Source organism: Streptomyces sp. So13.3, from assembly GCF_005860785.2.
GTDB classification, from domain to species: domain Bacteria; phylum Actinomycetota; class Actinomycetes; order Streptomycetales; family Streptomycetaceae; genus Actinacidiphila; species Actinacidiphila fildesensis.
In genome coordinates, this window is record NZ_CP048835.1 from 6,479,482 (window position 1) to 6,499,985 (window position 20,504).

Consider the following 20,504-nt stretch of genomic DNA (forward strand, 5'->3'; position numbering starts at 1 on the left):
CAACTCGAATTCTATCGTTTTGATTACGCCGGTCGACATTCTGGCCGACCGGTCGACGAGTCAGAACAGGCGGTCCGGGCTGGCCGACGCGGCCGGACGCAGCCACGGCGAGACATCGACCGCCAGGACCAGGCGCCCATCGGCGGCCTTCGGCTGCGGCAGCACGGCCAGTGCCTTGCGCAGCCTGTCCGCGTCGATGCAGCCCTGGTTGAGCGCGTGGTACAACGCGCCGCGCCCACGGCGGTGCTCGGCCGGCAACGTCGAATCGACCGGCGAGCTCACTGGGCCGTCCTCACAGAGCATCGCGTCGCAGAGCTCGAACAGCGTGTCAGCGCGCCGGGTCAGACATCCGTAGAAGCCCTCCCGAAAGTGGGAGGTGAAGTCGAATGCCTCGTCCCGGCCATCGTGGCGCAGCAGACTCATTCCCCACGGCCTTCGCTGGTCAAGTGCGCTCTTCGTCGGAGCACAGGATCAAGGGGGGCCGTGTTCGCGACCCCGGAATCCCCGTACGAGCGATCATGTTCGGTCAGCCGGGGAGTCAACGAGATCAAGCGATCTCTTCGGGCCCAACGTGGCGAAGGACTGTCTCGTGCTCGCCTGCGGCGACGAGCCCGTCGATGACCTTGACCATCGAAGGCACACCCGCGTCGCGCACAATGAGGCCATCCCAGCACCACCAGTAGTCGCCCTCCGGTTCGCCAGCCTGCCGCTGACGGTCCATGATCCGGTGCACCTCATCGAGAGTGAACACGGTTCCGGACCAGCGATCGCCGTCATCACGGATGACCCATATGTCCACATTGCAGACCTCGTCGAGGTCCTCCCCGGCACCGGGCACGAAGCAGATCTCGTCTCCGTCACGTCTGACTCGGTAGAAGGGGCCGTCCCACATGCTCACTCCGTAGCGCCCTGTCTCACGCCGCCTTCATCAACGAGCCGGACGGCCGACCAGTACACCACGCACCCCTTGAGGGCGCAGCAGGTTAAGACCAAGCTGAGACAGGCGACACCCGGGCGGCCCGCGCACGGCGCCGCCGCCGCATCCAGTAGAACGAGAAAGTCCCGGTCAGTGAACTGACCGGGACTTTCCGACGTGGGGCCGCCTTCGGGATTCGAACCCGAGACCTACGCATTACGAGGTGTCCGATCTTGGTCCGGGGGCGTCCGTGAGTATCCGCGAAACAAGCTTCTCGGCTGGTCGGAGGGGTTCGCAAACTTCCGTGAACGCGCACGGACGGTGCCGGAATAAGCGCCAAGTGAGACTGCAACTGAAACTCACCTCCTGCAGCCCCAAGATCCGAAGATTGACTGGCTATGTGCGCGCAATGCTGTTGAGTCCATAGCGCACCCCGATACATCCCGCTACCTTGTGACTTGTCCACACGCCCATCGGGGGGAGGGCCACCTGCGGGTGGTCTGTCATCCCTAGGGAAGGGGAGGTGTGGATATGGGGGACAAGTCGTCCACCCGTCGGGCACAGCTTGCGGCAGAGCTCTCCAAGCGGACCGTCGCCTCACTGAGTGCTCGCGCTCTGTGGGCGATCCTCGGGGAGGTGTATAGCAGCTACTTCTGATGCCCGGGGAGGAGGCACGGGGCTGGGAGCTAATCTCCCCCCGAGTTTCTCGGCTCGCTACGTGCCTCCTCTCAAACCGCCGGCCCGGTAGGGCCCGGCCTCGCGCCTGTCCTGACGAGGCAAATAGCGACCGTCATGGTGCAGCGAAGCCTCTACAGACGGAGACCTTAGACCTGCACCGGTCGCCCCCAACACGCTTTCCAACTGGCCGCACGCTTGTACGAGGACGTCCGTACAACGCTCTTGATCGTTGCCCGCCATGTAGGTCAACGTGCAACCGTCGCTGTACGGGGGCCCAGCCGCGCACCTCTTCGCTGTGACCCCTAACGGACCTATCTAGAGAGCTGTAGTGGTGGGGGTTATGGCGGTGTGAGGTCGAGTCTGGTCTTGGCGATGAAGCCGTCGATGAGCTCGGTCCGGTACTGCATCCGTTTGAGCCGCGTCTTGACCAGCGCGGTCAGTTGGTCGATGTCCCGCTTGGCGAGGTTGGCCAGGGATCTCTTCAGGTGGGACCACACCGCCTCGACCGGGTTGAGTTCCGGCGCGTACGACGGCAGTTGGTAGACAGTCAGCCAGGATCGGGCAGCAATCAGCCCCCGCATCGTGCGGCTGACGTGCGTGTTGAGGTTGTCCCACACCAGGACGGGCTGTCGAGTTGCTGGTGGGCGGCGTCGAGGAGTCGGATGTACTCGGTCTCGGTGAAGCCCTTGCGGCGGTCCTTGCGCGGTCCGCGGTCGATGTGGGTGCGATAGACCAGCCGGGCCCGGTGGCCGGGCTTGGTGCAGATCAGCCCGGCCAGCGAGACACGCTTGCTGCCCGCCGCAGTCACCCGGACCACCGGAGCGTGACCGTGCCGGCCCCACGTGCGGCCCTTAGGCGGCCTCGGACCCTGGCCTGCCTCGTCCTCGAAGCATAGCCAGGCGCCCAGGTCGGCCGCCGTCCTTTTTTGACGGGCCACTGCTCGTCCTTCCACTCGGCGATCTTCACCTCGTCGCGCTCGGCGGCCTGCCGGGTCGGGACCTGCACGCTCCAGCCGATCCGGTGCAACAGCAGGTCCAGCCCGGCCAAGGTGTAATCCACCTTGAAGTGCCGTCGCACGACCTCGGCGATCCGGGCCAAAGTCCAGCACTGATCCTCACTCCACCCATGGACCGCCGGGCCCGCGTCCAGCACCGCCTCCAACAACCGCAGCTGGGCCGGGTCAAGCCGGCAACGTGCGCCGCTCGGACCCTTCGAGGCCAAGGCCCGGCCTGCCACCCGCGGCTAAGGCCCGCCGCCAACGGCTCGCCGACATACGCGTCACCCGAAAACGCCGGGCCACCTCCAGGTCACTGGCACCCGCCTCGATCAACTCAGCCGCAGCCAGCCGCACCTGCTCACGCCGGGCCCGCTCCTCAGCCGTCAGCCCACCACCATCGGGATACCTCATACAACCGGCATAGCGAACCCAGCGACAGCCGTCACCAGGCAGAGAACCCTCACCGTTAAAGATCTCTAGCTGCCTGTCCGCTAGAAGAGCTTCAGCTTGTCGTCTTCGATGCCGCGCATCGCGTCGTAGTCGAGAACCACACAACGGATGCCGCGATCTTCGGCCAGGGTGCGGGCCTGGGGCTTGATCGTTTGGGCGGCCAGGATGCCTCGGACGGGCGCGAGGTGGGGGTCCCGGTTGAGCAGCTCCAGGTACCTGGACAGTTGTTCGACGCCGTCGATGCCGGCCACGCGTTTGATCTCGACAGCCCACGTGTTGCCACTGGAAGCTACGGAAGCGGTGCCTTCTGTAGACTTTGACCCGTCGATGTCGCCGCGCCGCTTGAGCTCGACCGCGACCGTGACGCCTTCGGCGTCCCGGCAGAGGATGTCGACCGGGCCGATCGCCGTCATGTACTCGCGCCGGATCAGGGTCCAGCCCGCACCCAGTACTTCCATGCGATCCGCGAGCAGCTCCTGGAGGTGGGCCTCGACGCCGTCCTTGATGAGACCGGGGTCGATCCCGAGCTCGTGCGAGGAGTCGTGGAGGACCTCCTCGATGGTGATGATCAGCTGCTCACCGGCCTTGTTCACCACCGTCCAGACACCGTCGTCGCCCACCTTGAGGGTGCACGGCGGGGACATCCAGTTGAGCGGCTTGTAGGCGCGGTCATCGGCGTGGATGGAGACCGAACCGTCAGCCTTCACGAGGAGCAGACGGGTCGCCGACGGAAGGTGGGCGGAGAGCTTGCCCGCGTAGTCCACGGAGCAGCGGGCAATGACGAGGCGCATGGTGGGCAACGCTACTCGACGCCCCGCCCCGTGCGCGATTCGCCCTCAAGAGGAGGGTCCGGGCGACTGTTGAAAATTGGCCGGTTGTGGGCGCTACCTCCTGGTGCGCCAGGACCGTGCCGCCTACCGTTGTATGTGGAAGCCGTCGTGCGGGAGAAGCTCGGCCGGTTTCCGGTCCATGTCCGTCTGGCCCCGCACATCGCGGGGTCACGAGAGGAGTACCCATGTCGCTCGACGTCTCACCGGCCCTCCTCGAACAGGCCGAGCGAGGCGAGGTCGACGAGAAGGAATTCGTCGACTGCGTCCGGACCTCCCTGCCGTACGCATGGGAGATGATCAGTTCACTGGTGGCGCAACTCAAGGTTGACGGTGGTTCCTTCGCCGACAACCAGGTGCCGCCGCCGGACGAACAGGCGCGCGGTCAACTGCTGCGCGCGCTGGCGAGTGACGCGATACGCGGTGCCCTGCAGCGCCATTTCGGGGTCCGACTCGCGTTCCAGAACTGCCACCGGGTAGCGGTTTTCCCGCTCGACCCGGCCGTTGACGGGAGTTACGGGAAGTTTACATCCGTTCGCTCCCAACTGCTCAACCAGTCACCGGAGTTCAGGGACTGCTGATCCTCGTGTGACAGCGGTTCACGTGCTCCCGCCTCCGGTTCAGGCCAATTGCGGGAGCACGTCGCTGCCCAGTCGCATGACGTTCTCCTCGGTGACAGCCAGATCTCCCGAACCCTCCACCAGCAGTGCGAAGCGGGTGATCCCGGTCCGCTCGGAGGTGGCCGCCAGCCGGTCGGCGCAGAGCTGGGCCGTACCCACCGGGTGGAGATCGCAGAGCAACTCCGTGTAGCTGAGCGGGTTCCGCATCGCGCGGGCGCTGCCGTCCACGGTCTGATGGGCCGCCAGCCCGCGTTGCAGCCAGCCGGGCATCGCCTTGACCAGCGCCTCGACCGCGTCCTCACGGCTGTCGGCGATCTGGACGACGCCCGCCGACACATGTTCGGCGCCGGCCGCCGCGACGACCTCGGGGGAGAGCCCCGCGGCCCGCGCCGTGAGCTGCCAGAGCTCGACCATCCCGGCCTTCTCCTCGTCGCCGCAGTGCATCCCGAGCAGCATCGGCAGACCGCGTTCCGCGGCCAGCCGGACGGAGTTGGGGGAGGTGCAGGCGACCACCACCGGGGGTCCCGGCTCGTCGAGCTCGTCGGGGCGCGGGACGACGGGCACCTCGCGGAACGCGTAGCGCGGCCCGTCCGCCCCGACCCGGGGCTCGCGCAGCCAGCGCATCAGCAGGTCGAGTGATTCCGGGAAGCCGTGCTCGAAGGCCTCGATGCCGGCGCCGAAGACCTCCAGGTCCACCCAGGGGCCGCCGCGCCCGACACCGAGGGTGAAACGGCCGCCGGAGGCTATGTGCAGCAGTGCCGCCTGCTCGCCGAGCGCCACCGGATGGGCGGTCGGCAACACGCTGACCGCCGTGCCGACCCCGATGGTGCTGGTGCGACCCAGCAGAAACGCAGCGAGCGTCACCGCGGACGGGCAGACTCCGTACGGAACGAAATGGTGCTCGGCCAGCCATACGGCGTCCAGCCCCGCGGACTCGGCCAGCTCGGCCGACCGTACGGCGCGGTGCAGCACCTCACCCTGGCCCTGGCCGGGGAACTGAGCCGCGAGAACAAAAGTCCCAACACGCATTGGTCACTCCCTCCTCTACAGGCACTAACGCTTGACACGTGCCAAAGGCACGGCCTACCGCAGCGATTTCATGATTTTCGGCAGTGGATGTCGGACAGGGCCGGGTGGGAGCGGGATCGGAGGTACGTCCGCCTCATGACCCGCCGCGTACTCTGGGACGAGCTGCCCCGATCCGACCGAACCGCGAGGTGTCCCATGTCGCCGCGTCGAAACCACCCGCGCGGTGGTGACAGCCCCGCCGACCGTCCCGGGGAGTCGGGTTCGGGCCGCGGCCCCGAGCGTACCGAGACCTGGCAGGGCGAGGAGTGGTCGGTTCGGCCGATCGCCGGAAGTGCCGCGGGCAAGAGCTACCGGTGCCCGGGCTGCGACCAGGAGATTCCGCCCGCCGTCGGCCACTTGGTGGCCTGGCCGGAGTACGGCGGGGGCGTCGACGACCGCCGGCACTGGCACCGGGCGTGCTGGAACGCGAAAGACCGCCGCACCACGAGGGTGCAGCGGTCCCGTAACGCACCGCGCTACTGAAAAAAGCGCTGTCAGACGTCGCGCTTGGCCAGTACCGCGTAGGCGCCGCCCAGGGCGATCGCCGTGATGATCGCCAGCAGCCCGAGGCCGGGCCAGCCGGTACTGGTGCCGCCGTCCATCGGGATCCGGTACATGGACGCGAGCCCGTTGAGCGCCGAGTACTTGATCAGGAAGTCGCGCAGCGAGTGCATGCTCTCGGCGAACATGAAGAGCGCGAGGATCAGCGGCAGCAGCACCACGCCCATCATGGCCGTGATCGCGCCCGCCGAGTGCCGCAGCAGGGTGCCGATCGCCAGCGAGAGCAGACCGAGCAGCGCCACGAACAGACCGGCGCCGACGGTGGCGCCCAGCCACTGGCCGCCGTGGGCGACGACCTTGCCGGCCTCGATCGAATCCCGCATCACCGAGTCCTCGTAGGCGGAGGACGGGACCTTCTGGTCCGACAGGGCCGCGGAGTTGATGAGCGCGGTGATCCCGCAGGCCGCAGTCGTCGTCACGAACGACAGGCCGAAGAAGACGATCGCCTTGGCCGTGAGCACCCGGGACCGGCTCGGGCAGGCGGTGAACGTCGTACGGATCATGCCGGTGCTGTACTCGGAGGTCACCACCAGGACGCCGAGGGTGATCACCGCGAGCTGGCCGAGCATCAGCCCGAACAGGCCGCCGCTGAGCAGCGGCGCCCCGACGTAGTCGCTGTGGGTCATCGCCAGGGTCACCAGCATGCCGATGCCGATGACGACGGCGAGCATCACGCTGAGCGTCCACACCGTGGAGCGCACCGTGCGGATCTTCGTCCACTCGGACTTCAGCGCGTGCGCGAGCGTGGTGTTCTGCACCGGGATCGGCGACGTGTACTGCTGGGCGTACGCGTAGGGAGCGCCGGGGGCGGGGACGGGGGCGGTCATCGGGCGTCCTCGCTGTCGGACTTGTTGAGGCTGGGAGCGGTGGGCGGCACCACGGGGGGGCGCGGCGGGAGCGGCGGGAGCGGCCGGGGAGCTTATGGCGCGGCCGGGGCGGCAGGCGCGACCGGCGGCTGCGCGGGCACGGCGGTGGTCGCCGCGTACGGCTGCGGCGGCGGTCCCGTTTGGCTGCTGCCCGTACGGCTGCGCGTAGGGCTGGGCGGGCTGCGCCGACGGCTGGGTGTAGAGCTGCTGCTGGGCCTGCTGCGTGGGCGGATGACCCCAGCCGGCGGGCGCCTGCTGCTGGTAACCGGCCGGCGGGTAGCCGCCCTGCGGGTACTGCCCCTGCGGCGGGTAACCGGCCTGCTGGTACCCCTGCTGCGGGTGCGGGGCGGGCTGCTGCAGCCCCTGGCGCAGGTCCTCCGTGGAGCGGTAGTCCACCGCGCCGCTGGTCATCCGCATGTACGCCTCTTCCAGCGAGGCCTGGTGCGGCGACAGTTCCCAGAGGCGTACGTCGATCTCGTGCGCGAGGTCGCTGATCCGCGGCAGCTCCAGGCCGGTGACGCGCAGGGCGCCGTCCTGCTCGGGCTGCACGAGGCCGCCGGCCTCGCTGAGTGCCTTCGACAGCTTCTCGCGCATCCCGGCGTCGTCAGGGGTGCGGACCGTGGCGTGCGCGGTCGAGTTGCGGGCGATGAAGTCCTTGACGCTCATGTCGGCGAGCAGCTGCCCGCGGCCGATCACGATCAAGTGGTCGGCGGTCAGCGCCATCTCGCTCATCAGGTGGCTCGACACGAAGACCGTGCGGCCCTCGGCGGCGAGCTTCCGCATGAGGTTGCGGACCCAGAGGATGCCCTCGGGGTCCAGGCCGTTCACCGGTTCGTCGAAGAGCAGCACCTCGGGGTCGCCGAGCAGGGCGCCCGCTATGCCGAGCCGCTGGCCCATGCCGAGCGAGAAGCCCTTGGAGCGGCGCGACGCGACGTCCTGCAGCCCCACGACGCCCAGCACTTCGTCCACCCGGCGGGCCGGGATGCCGGACAGCTGCGCCAGGCACAGCAGGTGCTGGCGCGCGCTGCGGCCGCCGTGCACGGCCTTGGCGTCGAGGAGCGCACCGACCCTGCGGGGGGCGTTGGTCAGCTGCCGGTACGGCTGGCCGCCGATGGTGACACGGCCGGCCGACGGGTCGTCCAGGCCCAGGATCATCCGCATGGTGGTGGACTTGCCCGAACCGTTCGGTCCGAGGAAGCCGGTCACGGCGCCCGATCGGACCTGGAACGACAGGTTGTACACAGCCGTCTTGGCGCCATAGCGCTTGGTGAGGCCCGTTGCCTCGATCATGCTTGCCCCTCGCCTTCAACCGGGGCACGTGCCCCCGTGAGGTTTAGGAGGCTACAGGGGCCCGAACGGTTCCAGCAGGGGTGCACTTCCGGTACCCGTGCCGGTACCGCTCACGCGTCACGGTTCTTGAGAATCAGATATCCGCCGAGCAGCGCGGCCACCACCCATGCCGCCATGATCGCGAATCCGGCCCAGGGGCCGTACGGCGCGGCGTTGTCGCCCACCTGCACCACGGTGGTGATCTGGCGGCCTGCCTGGTCGGGGAAGTACTTCGCCACCGTCTTCACCTTCGGCACCGCCGACAGGATCGGCGAGACGAGGAAGAAGAACGGCATCAGGATGCCCAGCCCGAGCATCGGGCTGCGCAGCATCGTGGCGACGCCCACGCAGAACAGCACCAGGAGCGTCATGTAGAGGCCGGTGCCGATCACCGCGCGCAGGACGCCGGGGTCGCCGATCGACGCTTTGTGGCTGCCGAGCAGCGACTGGCCGAGGAAGAACGAGATGAAACTGGTGGCCATGCCGACCACCAGGGCGAGCGCTCCGGCGACGGCGACCTTGGAGAAGTAGAACGAGGCACGCTGCGGGACCGCCGCGAGCGAGGTACGGATCATGCCCGAGCTGTACTCGCTCGCGATCACCAGGACACCGAAGACGACCAGTGCGAGCTGGCCGAGCAGAATCCCGGCGAAGCTGGTGCCCGTGGGGTCGAAGGTGAGCTTCTCCTCTGCGGAGAAGGTCTTGAACTGGCTGTTCACCACTGCGCAGATGATCGCGCTGAAGGCGACGGTGACGAGGAACGCCAGCGCCAGCGTCCACACCGTGGACCGTACCGTCCTGATCTTGGTCCATTCCGACTGCAGGACCGCGCCGGGAGCCGCCATGGTCAGGACTCCTTTCCGGTGCTGGGGGTGCTGTCCTTGCCGCCGGACCAGCCGGCGCCCCACTGCGGGGCGGCGCCGTCCGTGACGGGTACCGCACCGGCCGGGTCGCCGGCGAGGTGCCCGCCCGCGTGGTATTCCACCGAGTCGGCGGTGAGCTGCATGAACGCTTCCTCCAGTGAGGCCCGCTGCGGGCTCAGCTCGTGCAGGGTCAGCTGGTGCTTCGCGGCCAGCTCGCCGATCCGCGCGGGATCGCCGCCCTCGATCTCGAAGGAGCCGTCGCCGGTGACCACCGGGGTGATCTGCGCGGCGGCCAGCGCGTCCCGCAGCCGTTCCGGATCAGGGGTCCTGACCCGGACGTACGAGCGGGAGTTCATCGCGATGAAGTCGGCCATCGAGGTGTCCGCGAGCAGCCGGCCCTGGCCGATGACGACCAGGTGCTCGGCGGTCAGCGCCATCTCGCTCATCAGGTGGCTGGAGACGAAGACCGTACGCCCCTGGGCGGCCAGATCCTTCATCAGATTGCGGATCCAGTGGATGCCCTCGGGGTCGAGCCCGTTGACCGGCTCGTCGAACATCAGGATCTCGGGGTCACCGAGCAGGGCGCCCGCGATGCCGAGCCGCTGGCCCATCCCCAGGGAGAAGCCCTTGGACCGCTTCTGGGCGACCGAGGACAGGCCAACGGTCTCCAGCACCTCGGCGACCCGGGTGGCCGGAATGCGGTTGGACTGCGCGAGGCACAGCAGGTGGTTGTACGCGGTGCGGCCGCCGTGGATGGCCTTCGCGTCCAGGAGGGCGCCGATGTACTTGAACGGCTCGTTCAGGTCCCGGTAGTGCTTTCCGTCGATGCGCACATCACCCGCGGTCGGGTTGTCCAGGTCCAGCATCATGCGCATGGTCGTGGACTTGCCCGCGCCGTTCGGCCCGAGGAAGCCGGTCACCACGCCGGGGCGCACGGTGAACGTGAGGTGGTCGACAGCGGTCTTGTCCCCGTACCGCTTGGTGAGCCCCTGCAGTTCAATCATTGTCCCAACGTAATGTCCGCCCGGACGCCCGTCACGCCAAAAACCCCCATCCGAGGAGGACGGGGGCTTCTGGTGATGGGGGATCAGCGGGAGGGGTGTGCCCGCTTTTGTGGTGTTACCTGCTCTGCTGTGCCGGGACGCCGCGGGAGATCGGCTCCTCGTCGGCCGGGCCGGTGGCCGCGGCCACCGCCGCACCGGTGAGGGTGGCCAGCATCTCGCGGACGTTGGTCAGCTGGGCGTTGATGCTGTCGCGGCGGTTGGTCAGCGCCGCCAGCTCGCGCTCGGACTCGCTGCGGATCCGGTCGGCCTTCGCGTTCGCGTCCGCGACGATGTCCTCGGACTGGCGCTGGGCCGTCTCCACCGTCTGGCGGGCGCGGCGCTCGGCGTCGGTACGGAGCTTCTCGGCCTCGAGGCGGAGCTGCTCGGCGCGGTGCTCGATCTCCGCCAGGCGCTTCTCGGCCTTGGCCTGACGCGACGCCAGGTCACGCTCGGACTGCTCGCGGCGCTTGGCCAGGTTCGTCTCGAAGTCGGCTGCGGCCTGGGCGGCCTTGGCACGGGTCTCCTCGAAGAGGGCGTCGGCCTCCTCGCGCTTGGCCTGGGCGTCCTTCTGGGCCTCGCCACGCAGCTGCGTGGAGTCGGACTTCGCCTTGTCGACGATCCGGGCGCCCTCGTCCTCGGCCTTGGACTTGCGGTCCGCGGCGAAGGTCTCGGCGTCGTTGCGCACCTGGTTGGCGGCGGACTCCGCGAGCTCGCGGTGCTGCTCGGCCGCGCGGCGGGCCTCCTCACGAAGGTCCTTCGCCTCCTCCTCGGCGAGGCGGAGGATCTTCTCGACGCGGGCGCCGAGGCCGGCGTACGACGGCTCCGCGTCGTTGACCTGCGCCTGCGCGTTCTGGGTCTCGAGGTGTAGCTCCTCGATGCGCTTCTCCAGCGCGGTGATCCGGGTCAGTGCGCTATCACGGTCGGCGACGAGCTTGGTGATGCGGTCGTCCACCTGACCGCGGTCATATCCGCGCCGAACGAGTTCGAAGCCGAAGGGGGAGGAGGTGTCACTCATGGGGTTCCTGTCAATTCAGACCGGGTGAGGTGATAGAGGGAATCCTAGGGGCCCGGACGGCGTGTCACCGAGCCATTGCCTATTAGGTATGGAGAATGTCCGCTCAATCGAGTGGAGCATCGTCGTTGCGCTTGCCCCCCGAACGGGTGGTTCCGGCCCCCGCACCGGCGGTCACCGCGTTCTTCCCGGCTCCAGGGGTCTCGAATGACTCCAACGCCTCCAGGACGTCCTGGACACGGGAGATCTCGGCATTGATGTCCTGTCGGCGGCGCACCAGGATCTCCAACTCGCGCTTCCCCTCGGTGACCGTACGCTCCGCCTCGGCACGGGCCTCCCCCTTGATCCGCTCGGCATCCCGCTCCGCGTCGGCCTTCTTCTGCTCGGCCTCCTTGAGCAGCCCCTCGGCCTTCTTCACGGCGGCGATCCGTACCTTGCTCGCCTCGGACGAGGCCATGGACTTGAGCTCCTCGGCCTTCGCCTCGGCCTCGGTGAGCTGCTCGGTGGCGGCCGCGACCAGCTTGTCGACCCGCTCGCCGGCTGTCCGCATCTGCTCGGAGGACTCCTTGCGGGCCCGCTCGTGCAGCTCCTCGACCTCGGTCTCGACGCGGTTGCGCAGTTCCTCGGTGCGTTCTCTTATCGACGTGGCGTCCCGGCGCGCCTCGCCGAGCAGGGTGTCCGCGTCCGTACGGGCCCGCTCGACCAGTCCGTTGCACTCCAGCGTCGCCTCGGCGAAGATCCGTTCGGCCTCGGTGCGGGCGGCACCGACCATCGTGTCGGACTGCTCCTCGGCGGCGGCGCCGATCCGAAGCGCCTCGGCCTGCGCCTTGGCGATCAGCTCGTCCGCCTGCTCGGCGGCCTCGCTGCGGCGGCGGTTGGCGTCCTCGCGGGCCTCGTCGCGGATCCGGTCGGCCTCCGCGCGGGTCGCCTCCGACTCGCGCTCGGCGGTGTCCAGGGCGTCCTTGGCCAGGATGCCGAGACGTTCGGCCTCCTCGCGGGCCTTCGTGATCAGCTGGTCGGCCTGGCCGGCAGCGTCGGTACGGCGGCGGTTGGCGTCGTCACGGGACTCCGTGCGCAGCCGCTCGGACTCGTCGATCGCCTCGGAAACGGTGCGTTCCGCCAGCGACTTGGCGGCGTCCGTCTCCTCCTTGGCGTCGCGGCGGACCCGCGCGGCGTCCTCGGCGGCCCGCTCCCGTTCGGAGTTGGCGTCCGCGTGCAGCCGGTCGGCCTCGCCCTGGGCCTCGGTACGCAGCCGGTCGGCGGCGTGCTCGGCGGCGGAGCGCAGTCCGGCGATCTCCTCGGCAGCCTGCTCGTGCAGATGCGCGACGGCGTCACGGACCTGCTGAGCGGTCTGCTCGGCGGCGGCGACCAGTTCGGTGGCACGCGATTCGGCCTCGGCGACCAGCCGGTCGGCCTCGACCCCGGCCTCCTGGACCCGGGTTCGGGCCGACGCGAGCAGCTCCTCGCTCTCGCGGCGGGCCTGGGCCCGCTCCTGATCGGCCTCGCCGCGCGCGGCCGCGAGCAGTTCCTCGGCCTCGCGGCGGCGGCGGGCCGCCTCCTCCTGGGCGGCGGCCAGCGCCTCGCCGGCCTCGGTGCCGGTCCGCTCGGCGGCCGCGGCGGCCTCCGAGCGCAGCCGGTCCGCGGTCTCCTGCGCCTCGGTGCGCAGCTGTTCGGCCTCGGTCGCGGCGTCGGTACGCAGCCGCACCGCGATCGTCTCGGCCTCGGCGCGGGTCTGCGACGCGTCGGCCGCGGCCTCGTCACGCAGCCGTACCGTTTCGGCCTCGGCCTGCTCCTGCAGGACCCGGACCCGCTCCGCTGTCTCGTTCCGCAGCCGTTCCGCCTCGTCGGCGGCCTCGCGGCGCAGCCGTTCGGCCTCGCCACGGGCGTCGCGCAGCGCCTGCTCGGCGGTGGTGACGCGCTGCTCGGCCTCCTCGCGCAGCCGCACCAGGTCCGCCTCGGCGTCGGCACGCAGCCGCAGCGCGGTCTGCTCGGCCTCGCCGCGCTGCCGCAGCGCGTCGGCCTCGGCGTCGTCCTTGACCTGGCCGGCCTGCTGCTCGGCCTCGCCGCGCAGCGCGTCGGCCTCGGCGCGGGCCCGCTCCAGGGCCTCCTCGGCCTTCTTGTTCAGTGCGGAGGCACGCTCGGTGGACTCGGCCCGCATCCGGTCGGACTCGGCGGACGCGCCCTGGCGCATCTCGTCGCCGTCCGCCTTCGCCTTGGCCAGCAGGCCCTCGGCGGTCCTGGCGGCCTCCTCGATCTGCTGGACGGCCTCACGGCGGGCCTCACCGCGGATCCGCTCGCCCTCGGCGACCGCGTCGGCCCGCAGCTGCTCGGCCTCGCCGCGCAGCCTGCGCGCCTCCTCCTGCAGCTCGACGGTCTTGGCCCGGTACTCCTCGGTGTCGTCCTGCGCGGCGCCGCGCAGCTCCTGAGCGGACGCCTCGGCCTGGCCGCGCAGCCGCTCGGCCTCCGCCTCGGCCTCGCCGCGGATGCGCTCGGCCTCCTCGGCGGCCGCCCGGGTGGTGGACTGGGCGTCCTGGGACGCCTTCGTCAGCACCTCCTCGGCGCTCCTGGCCGCCTGGGCCAGCTGCGCCGCGGCGTCCTCGGACGCGGCGGACCGCGCCGTCTCCTGGGCCTCGGCCCTGACCCGCTCGGCCTCGGCGACCGCGTCGGCCCGGACCTGCTCGGCCTCGGCCTTGGCGGCCTCCGACTCCTTGGTCGCCTCCGTCACCATGCGGGCGATCTCGGCGCGGGCGGTACGGGTGCGCTGCTCGTTCTCGGCCTCGGCGGTGGACAGCCGCTTCGAGGCGGCCGTGTTGGCCTCCTCGCGCAGCCGGTCGGCCTCGGCACGGGCCTCGCGCAGCGAATCGTCCGCCTCGCGCATCCGCTCCTGGGCGAGCCGGGTGAGCTCGGTGGCCTCCTGGCGGGCCGCGTCGGACTCGCTGAGGGTGGAGGTGCGCAGCTGCTCGGCCTGGCTGCTGGCTTCCTGCGCCTGGTTGGAGGCCGCGTTCAGCAGCCGTTCCGCATCGGTCCTGGCCCGCCGCAGCAACTGCTCGGCCTCGGACTTCGCGGACTCCGCCTCTGCGGTGAGCCGCTCGCGGGTCTGCTCGGCGATCCGGGTCGCCTCGGCGCGGGCGGCGGCGAGCGCCGCCTCGGACTCGGCGCGGGTCTCGTCCAGCAGCCGGCGGGCCTGGGACTCGCTGCGGGCCCGCAGCTGCTCGGCCCAGGCCACGTTCTCGTTGACGTGGGTCTCGACGGTGGCCCGGCGCTCGCCCAGCTCCTCGTCGAGCTGACGGCGCCGGGCGACGGCCTCGGCATGCCATTCGGCCTCGAAGCGGGACTGGCGCTCGGCCTGTTCCTGCAGCAGGCGCTGGGTGGCGGCGCGCGCCTCGCGCAGCTCGCGCTCCGCGTCGGTGCGCAGCTGGTCCGCCTGGATCTGGGCGTTGCGCAGCAGCTGGTCGGCCTGGTGGCCGATGTTGTCGTAGGCCGGGCGGGCGGCGAGATTGCGGCGTGCCTCGTGAAGTTTGGCGCGCAGAACCTCGACCTGGTAGCCCAGGTCGTCGGCGTGCTCGACGGCCTTACCCCGCTCGGTGCGAAGCCGCTCCATCTCAGCTTCGAACAGCGAGAGGTGATCGTCGGCCTCGTAGCGGTCGTTGCCCCGCACTCCGCGGTCCCATCCGTCCCCTGGCGTTCTCACCCGCCAACCGGGTGAGACTCTCCGGAGCCCTGTTCGCACAGAGCCCTACGGAGAAGTGTGTCTGATCCACGCCGTGGAGCGGGCCGGTACCCCACGCCCACCCGTCGGCTGGGCCACTCTACCGGCCCAAGGGGGGCTGGGGTCAGTGGTCCTTGGCGGCGGTGACCAGCTCGGTGAGGACACCATGGCAGTCCTTGGGGTGCAGGAACGTGATCCGTGACCCCATGGAGCCGATTCGCGGCTCTTCGTAGAGCACCCGGACGCCCTTCCCCGCGATGTCCGCGGCGTCGCCGTCCACGTCCGCGGTGCCGAAGGCGATGTGGTGCACGCCCTCGCCGTTCTTTGCCAGCCATTTGCCGACCGCGGAGTCCTCGCGGGTCGGTTCCAGGAGCTGGAGGTAGGAGGCGCCGCCGTCGGAGGTCTCGTTGATCTTGAGCATGGCCTCCCGTACGCCCTGCTCCTCGTTCACCTCGGAGTGGTGGACCTCGAAGCCGTACGTGGCGCGGTAGAACTCGACGGTGGCGTCGAGATCGAAGCACGCGATACCGATGTGGTCGATGCGAGTCAGCATGGGAACAGTGCACCGCTACCTGACCCGGTAACGCAACGTGCGCGCGATCACACGTTCCGCCCGATGACCGCGCGCTTACCGCTCAGTACATTGACGGTAACCCTCGTTAACTTCTCTCTTCCTCTGCTGAAGGGGCCGCACCATGAGCCAGCCACGTACGTCCGTGATCGTCGCAGGTGCCAGAACTCCCATGGGAAGGCTGCTCGGATCCTTGCGATCCTTTAGCGGCGCCGACCTCGGGGGCGTCGCGATCAAGGCGGCGCTGGACCGCGCGGGGATCGGCGGCGACCAGGTGCAGTACGTCATCATGGGCCAGGTGCTGCAGGCCGGCGCCGGCCAGATCCCGGCCCGCCAGGCCGCCGTCAAGGGCGGCATCCCGATGAACGTCCCGGCCCTGACGATCAACAAGGTCTGCCTGTCCGGCCTCGACGCGATCGCCCTCGCCGACCAGCTGATCCGCGCCGGCGAGTTCGACATCGTCGTCGCCGGCGGCCAGGAGTCGATGACCAACGCCCCGCACCTGCTGCCGAAGTCCCGTGAGGGCTACAAGTACGGCGCGATCGAGATGCTCGACGCGATGGCGTACGACGGCCTCACCGACTCCTTCGAGAACATTCCGATGGGGGAGTCGACCGAGAAGCACAACACCCGCCTCGGCATCGGGCGTGCGGCCCAGGACGAGATCGCGGCCCAGTCCCACCAGCGCGCCGCCGCCGCGCAGAAGAACGGCCTGTTCGAGGCCGAGATCACCCCCGTCGAGATCCCGCAGCGCAAGGGCGAGCCGGTGATCTTCAGCCAGGACGAGGGCATCCGCGCCGAGACCACCACGGAATCGCTCGCCAAGCTCCGCCCCGCCTTCGCCAAGGACGGCACGATCACCGCCGGCACCTCCTCACAGATCTCCGACGGCGCCGCCGCGGTGGTCGTCATGAGCAAGGCGAAGGCCGAGGAGCTGGGCCTGGAGTGGATCGCCGAGATCGGCGCGCACGGCAACGTCGCGGGCCCGGACAACTCGCTGCAGTCCCAGCCCTCCAACGCCATCGCGCACGCGCTGGCCAAGGACGGTCTGACCGTGCAGGATCTGGACCTGATCGAGATCAACGAGGCGTTCGCCGCGGTCGCCGTGCAGTCGATGAAGGACCTCGGCGTGACACCTGAAAAGGTGAACGTCAACGGCGGTGCGATCGCCCTGGGTCACCCGATCGGGATGTCCGGGGCGCGGGTCGTCCTGCACCTCGCGCTGGAGCTCAAGCGGCGCGGCGGCGGAACGGGTGCCGCCGCGCTCTGCGGCGGAGGCGGCCAGGGCGACGCCCTGATCATCCGCGTCCCCGGCAAGTAGTAACGAGAGACGGAGCACTGATGGTGGACGTCGCCACGCTGGTCGAGCAGGCGCGGGAGGGCAGGCCGCGGGCCGTGGCCCGGCTGATCTCGCTGGTGGAGGGGGCGTCCCCGCAGCTCCGGGAGGTGATGGCCGCGCTCGCGCCGCTGTCCGGCGGCGCGTACGTGGTCGGCCTGACGGGCTCGCCGGGCGTGGGCAAGTCCACCTCGACATCCGCGCTGGTCACCGCGTACCGCAAGCGCGGCAAGCGGGTCGGGGTGCTGGCGGTGGACCCGTCCTCGCCGTTCTCCGGCGGCGCGCTGCTCGGTGACCGGGTGCGGATGTCGGAGCACGCCTCCGACCCCGGCGTCTACATCCGCTCGATGGCGACCCGGGGCCACCTCGGGGGCCTCGCCTGGTCGGCGCCGCAGGCGATCCGGGTGCTCGACGCGGCCGGCTGCGAGGTGATCCTCGTCGAGACGGTGGGTGTCGGGCAGTCCGAGGTGGAGATCGCCGCCCAGGCGGACACCTGCGTGGTGCTGCTGGCGCCGGGCATGGGCGACGGGATCCAGGCCGCGAAGGCCGGGATCCTGGAGATCGGCGACGTCTACGTGGTCAACAAGGCCGACCGGGACGGCGCCGACTCCACCGCGCGTGAGCTGAACCACATGCTCGGGCTGGGCGAGTCACGCGGCCCGGGGGACTGGCGGCCGCCGATCGTCAAGACCGTCGCGGCCCGCAGCGAGGGCATCGACGAGGTCGTCGAGGCCCTGGAGAAGCACCGCGCCTGGATGGAAGAGCACGGCGTCCTGGACGCCCGCCGCCGGCGCCGTGCCGCCAACGAGGTGGAGAACATCGCCGTCACCGCCCTGCGCGAGCGAATCGGCGACCTGCACGGCGACCAGCGGCTCGACGCCCTGGCGGAACGGATCATCACGGGCCACCTGGATCCCTACACCGCGGCGGACGAACTGATCGAGAGCGTCACGCAGGCGTAGGCTCCCGCCGCCACCTCAGCGGGGCAGTGACGCGAGAGCCCGGCCCCGCCCGCAAACCCAGCCCGCCTCGGGCAGGAAATCAACTGCGGCCGCGCGCCGAACGCAAGTGCTCCGCGATCGGCAGCAGCGCCTTGTGCAGCGCCGCCAGGTCCGCCGCCGGCAGCAGTCCGATGAAGTTCTCCCGGACCGACGCCACGTGATGCGGCGCGACCTTCCGCATCGTGTCCCAGCCGAGCTCCGTGAGCACGGCGTACAGCCCGCGCCGGTCGGACTCGCAGTTCTCCCGGCGGACCAGGCCGGTGCTCTCCATCCGGGTGACCTGGTGGGAGAGCCGGCTCTTGGACTGGAGAGTGACGCGTGCGAGATCGCTCATCCGCATGCGCCGGTCGTCGGACTCCGAGAGGTTGACCAGGATCTCGTAGTCGTTGTTGGTGAGGCCGAACGGCTGCAGGTCACGCTCCAGCTGGTGCATCAGCAGTCGGCTGACGTCGAGATGTGTGCGCCAGGCGCGCTGCTCGTCCTCGGTGAGCCACTTGGTGCCGTTCTCAGTCTCCATGTGAAGATTCTACATGTAGTTGAAAACCGTACGAACGGCCCCCGTAGTCAACCGGTCACAGCCCGAAGCGCCGCTGCAGATCGCCCAGCTGACCGGGCAGCCGCGGCACCTGTCCCTGCTGGCCGCCCGGCGCCCCCGGCACGCCCGCGCCCGGCACGCCGGGCCCGGCGGAGGCCGGCACGCCGCCGGTCGCCGTCTCCGGCATCAGGACCTCGGTGGACTGCAGCAGCACCTGACCGGCCCCGACGAACTCGAACTGGTGCTCCTCGCCCGACGTCCCGCCGATCCCGGTCAGCGCCCGCAGGCCGCCCAGGACGCCGCGCATGTAGCCGTGGTCGTAGTGATGGCAGGGGGAGGGGCAGTCCGCCCAGCCGACCAGCGCCTGCGGGTCCACCCGGATCGGCGGCTCCACGAAGTGCACGGCCCCGTTCGAGGCGGCGACGAACTTGCCGGTCCCGATCAAGGTGAGGAAGCCGGGGATGATCGACTGCTTGAGCGCCAGGCCCGGCTGGAAGGCCAGCAGGTTGCCCGACCGGATGGTCAGGTTGCCGTTCTCCAGGTCGAACGAGTTGACGTCGTACGCCCGGTCCGCGAGCAGCAGCTTGCCCTGGCCCTCGGCGACCACCCAGTCCGCGGCGTGCAGCGGCGAGTGGAAGTTGGTGGCGACCAGCCGGTCGAGCCGGCCGTGGCCGATGCCGTGGAAGTCGATCTGCCCGTAATAGGCGATCATCTTCCCCTTCTGCAGGAACCACTGCCCCTTGAGCTCGACGCTGAACGCGTACGGGTTGACGTTGTCGTCCACCGGCAGCGTGTGCGGATCATGAATGACGGGCCCACCGGCCATCGCGGTCACAGCTTGTCCTCCGACGCCTGTACGTACACCGTGCCCTGGCCCGACAGTTCCAGCTGGAACGCCTCGCCCGAGCCCCGTCCGACCATGTCCCGCCAGCCCAGTGCCGTGGACAGCTTGTTGCGTACGTCGCCGCGGTGCGCGACGTACGCCTGCGGGTCGACGTGCACCGGGCCCTGGTGGGTGATCGGCAGCTCGATGACGCCGCCGTGCGCCATGACGGCTACCGAGCCCTTGCCCTGCAGCGTGGTGGTGAACAGCCCCTGGCCGGTGACCTGGCCGCGGATCACGCCCATGACGCCGCCCTGCGAGCCCATGAACATCGTGGACTGCTGCAGCGTGCCGTCGAAGGCCAGCAGCCGGTCCGCCTCGACGTAGAGCGTCTCGCCGCTCAGGTCGATGGTGTGGATGTGGTGGCCGCCGTGCCCGAACATCACCGAGCCCTGGCCCTCGACGGTCATCAGCGGCGTCGCCTCGTTGGCGACCCGCCGGCCGATCATCGAGGCGATACCGCCCTGGCCGCCCTGGATGTTCGGCGTGAACGACACCTCGCCGCGGTAGGCGAGCATCGCGCCGCGCTGGCTGAACAGCCGCTGGCCGGGCAGGATCTGCGCCTCGACCATCTTGGAATTGATCTTGGTGAACGGCACTAGAGCTGTCCCCCGATCGTGTTGCGCTCGCTGGGCTGCACGTAGACCAGCCCCTCGCCCTCGAAACGGATCTGGAAACTCTCCCCGGATCCCTCGCCCATCACCGTCCGCCAGCTGATGCCGGTCTGGAAGTGCTGCTGCAGATTGCCGGTGTGCGCCACGTACGCGCCCGGGTCGACCTGCAGCGGCATGCCCGCCGAGACCCGCAGCACGATCGCCGGACCGTCCGAGGTGATCGCGGCCTGGCCGACGCCCTCGACGGTCGTGGTGAACAGGCCGTTGCCCTGGCTCGCGCCGCGCAGCCCGGTGAAGGTGGTGCCGGTGCGCAGCCCGGGGTCGGTCGCCAGCAGGTTGCTGGCCTCGACGTAGAGCTTCTCCCCGTTCAGCCGCACCAGGTTGATCTCGCTCGCACGGTCGGCGAAGTAGCACGTGCCGTGCCCCTTCACCTCCATGACCTCCATGGATTCGCCGGTGAGCCGGCGGGTCACCATGCCGCGGATCCCCTCACCGCCCCCGGACATCTTTTTGAACGCCATCTGGCCGTCGTAGGCCACCATCGCGCCGTTCTTCGCCTTGACGGCGTCGCCGGTCATCTCCACGGCGAGTACTTTGCTGCCCTGCAATCGGAACATGGCCACGG

21 protein-coding genes and 2 pseudogenes are annotated in these 20,504 nt (G+C 69.9%); 4 read left to right on the forward strand and 19 right to left on the reverse strand.

What is annotated here, in order from left to right; all coding sequences use genetic code 11:
• Positions 1-63: 63 nt before the first annotated feature.
• The 7 genes and pseudogenes from C8250_RS29110 to nucS all read right to left on the reverse strand — a co-directional run.
• A pseudogene (locus tag C8250_RS29110) lies at positions 64-423 on the reverse strand (transposase); the annotation flags it as partial.
• A gap of 124 nt (positions 424-547) precedes the next feature.
• Positions 548-892, reverse strand: a complete 345-nt coding sequence (locus C8250_RS29115) for a hypothetical protein (RefSeq protein ID WP_138357352.1) — start codon at positions 890-892, stop codon at positions 548-550.
• Between the two features lie 1,040 nt (positions 893-1,932).
• Positions 1,933-2,175, reverse strand: a complete 243-nt coding sequence (locus tag C8250_RS44915; RefSeq protein WP_346268776.1) for a transposase — start codon at positions 2,173-2,175, stop codon at positions 1,933-1,935.
• On the reverse strand, positions 2,163-2,402 hold the full coding sequence (locus C8250_RS44920) for a transposase (protein ID WP_346268777.1): 240 nt from the start codon (positions 2,400-2,402) through the stop codon (positions 2,163-2,165). Before C8250_RS44920 ends, C8250_RS44915 begins: the two co-directional genes overlap by 13 nt.
• On the reverse strand, positions 2,399-2,692 hold the full coding sequence (locus C8250_RS44925; RefSeq protein WP_346268778.1) for a winged helix-turn-helix domain-containing protein: 294 nt from the start codon (positions 2,690-2,692) through the stop codon (positions 2,399-2,401). The genes C8250_RS44920 and C8250_RS44925 overlap by 4 nt, the downstream gene beginning before the upstream one ends.
• Positions 2,693-2,774: 82 nt before the next feature.
• Positions 2,775-3,002, reverse strand: a complete 228-nt coding sequence (locus tag C8250_RS44930) for a helix-turn-helix domain-containing protein (protein WP_346268779.1) — start codon at positions 3,000-3,002, stop codon at positions 2,775-2,777.
• 80 nt (positions 3,003-3,082) lie between these two features.
• Positions 3,083-3,832 (reverse strand): endonuclease NucS, encoded by a 750-nt coding sequence (gene nucS, locus C8250_RS29130; RefSeq protein WP_138357353.1) that lies wholly within the window; start codon positions 3,830-3,832, stop codon positions 3,083-3,085.
• A 224-nt stretch (positions 3,833-4,056) separates the two neighbouring features.
• On the opposite strand from nucS, the gene C8250_RS29135 reads away from it, so the two are divergent.
• Positions 4,057-4,449, forward strand: a complete 393-nt coding sequence (locus C8250_RS29135) for an SCO5389 family protein (RefSeq protein ID WP_138357354.1) — start codon at positions 4,057-4,059, stop codon at positions 4,447-4,449.
• Between the two features lie 39 nt (positions 4,450-4,488).
• On the opposite strand, the gene C8250_RS29140 is transcribed toward C8250_RS29135, so the two are convergent.
• The gene (locus C8250_RS29140; RefSeq protein WP_138357355.1) at positions 4,489-5,517 is read right to left on the reverse strand and encodes an LLM class flavin-dependent oxidoreductase; all 1,029 of its coding nucleotides are present in this window, start codon (positions 5,515-5,517) and stop codon (positions 4,489-4,491) included.
• Positions 5,518-5,712: 195 nt separating this feature from the next.
• Between C8250_RS29140 and C8250_RS29145 the strand changes: the two genes are divergently transcribed.
• Complete coding sequence (locus C8250_RS29145) at positions 5,713-6,039, forward strand: ATP/GTP-binding protein (RefSeq protein ID WP_138357356.1); 327 nt, start codon at positions 5,713-5,715, stop codon at positions 6,037-6,039.
• A gap of 11 nt (positions 6,040-6,050) precedes the next feature.
• Here the strand turns inward: C8250_RS29145 and C8250_RS43755 are convergent, their stop codons facing one another.
• The 7 genes and pseudogenes from C8250_RS43755 to mce form a co-directional block, all read right to left on the reverse strand.
• Entirely contained in the window at positions 6,051-6,944 is an 894-nt protein-coding gene (locus tag C8250_RS43755) for an ABC transporter permease subunit (RefSeq protein WP_138357357.1), read from the reverse strand.
• Between the two features lie 92 nt (positions 6,945-7,036).
• Positions 7,037-8,273, reverse strand: a pseudogene (locus C8250_RS29150) (ATP-binding cassette domain-containing protein).
• A gap of 110 nt (positions 8,274-8,383) precedes the next feature.
• Entirely contained in the window at positions 8,384-9,157 is a 774-nt protein-coding gene (locus C8250_RS29155) for an ABC transporter permease (RefSeq protein ID WP_138357151.1), read from the reverse strand.
• Positions 9,158-9,159: 2 nt separating this feature from the next.
• On the reverse strand, positions 9,160-10,179 hold the full coding sequence (locus C8250_RS29160; RefSeq protein ID WP_138357150.1) for an ATP-binding cassette domain-containing protein: 1,020 nt from the start codon (positions 10,177-10,179) through the stop codon (positions 9,160-9,162).
• A 115-nt stretch (positions 10,180-10,294) separates the two neighbouring features.
• Complete coding sequence (locus C8250_RS29165; protein ID WP_138357149.1) at positions 10,295-11,233, reverse strand: cellulose-binding protein; 939 nt, start codon at positions 11,231-11,233, stop codon at positions 10,295-10,297.
• A gap of 103 nt (positions 11,234-11,336) precedes the next feature.
• Positions 11,337-14,831 (reverse strand): polarized growth protein Scy, encoded by a 3,495-nt coding sequence (gene scy, locus C8250_RS29170; protein ID WP_232485231.1) that lies wholly within the window; start codon positions 14,829-14,831, stop codon positions 11,337-11,339.
• Positions 14,832-15,063: 232 nt separating this feature from the next.
• Positions 15,064-15,492 (reverse strand): methylmalonyl-CoA epimerase, encoded by a 429-nt coding sequence (gene mce / locus C8250_RS29175; protein WP_138357147.1) that lies wholly within the window; start codon positions 15,490-15,492, stop codon positions 15,064-15,066.
• A 163-nt stretch (positions 15,493-15,655) separates the two neighbouring features.
• Between mce and C8250_RS29180 the strand changes: the two genes are divergently transcribed.
• Positions 15,656-16,831 (forward strand): acetyl-CoA C-acetyltransferase, encoded by a 1,176-nt coding sequence (locus C8250_RS29180; RefSeq protein WP_138357157.1) that lies wholly within the window; start codon positions 15,656-15,658, stop codon positions 16,829-16,831.
• A gap of 20 nt (positions 16,832-16,851) precedes the next feature.
• The gene (gene meaB, locus C8250_RS29185) at positions 16,852-17,808 is read left to right on the forward strand and encodes a methylmalonyl Co-A mutase-associated GTPase MeaB (protein WP_138357146.1); all 957 of its coding nucleotides are present in this window, start codon (positions 16,852-16,854) and stop codon (positions 17,806-17,808) included.
• Between the two features lie 79 nt (positions 17,809-17,887).
• Here meaB and C8250_RS29190 read toward each other — a convergent pair whose 3' ends face one another.
• The 4 genes from C8250_RS29190 to C8250_RS29205 are packed head-to-tail and all read right to left on the reverse strand — an operon-like array spanning position 17,888 to position 20,502.
• Positions 17,888-18,364, reverse strand: coding sequence for a MarR family transcriptional regulator (locus C8250_RS29190; RefSeq protein WP_138357145.1), 477 nt, complete (start codon positions 18,362-18,364; stop codon positions 17,888-17,890).
• Between the two features lie 55 nt (positions 18,365-18,419).
• Positions 18,420-19,208: an AIM24 family protein gene (locus C8250_RS29195; RefSeq protein WP_138357156.1), complete on the reverse strand. Its 789-nt coding sequence runs from the start codon at positions 19,206-19,208 to the stop codon at positions 18,420-18,422.
• A gap of 5 nt (positions 19,209-19,213) precedes the next feature.
• On the reverse strand, positions 19,214-19,864 hold the full coding sequence (locus tag C8250_RS29200) for an AIM24 family protein (RefSeq protein WP_138357144.1): 651 nt from the start codon (positions 19,862-19,864) through the stop codon (positions 19,214-19,216).
• Positions 19,864-20,502, reverse strand: a complete 639-nt coding sequence (locus tag C8250_RS29205) for an AIM24 family protein (protein WP_138357143.1) — start codon at positions 20,500-20,502, stop codon at positions 19,864-19,866. The genes C8250_RS29200 and C8250_RS29205 overlap by 1 nt, the downstream gene beginning before the upstream one ends.
• Between the last annotated feature and the right edge of the window lie 2 nt (positions 20,503-20,504).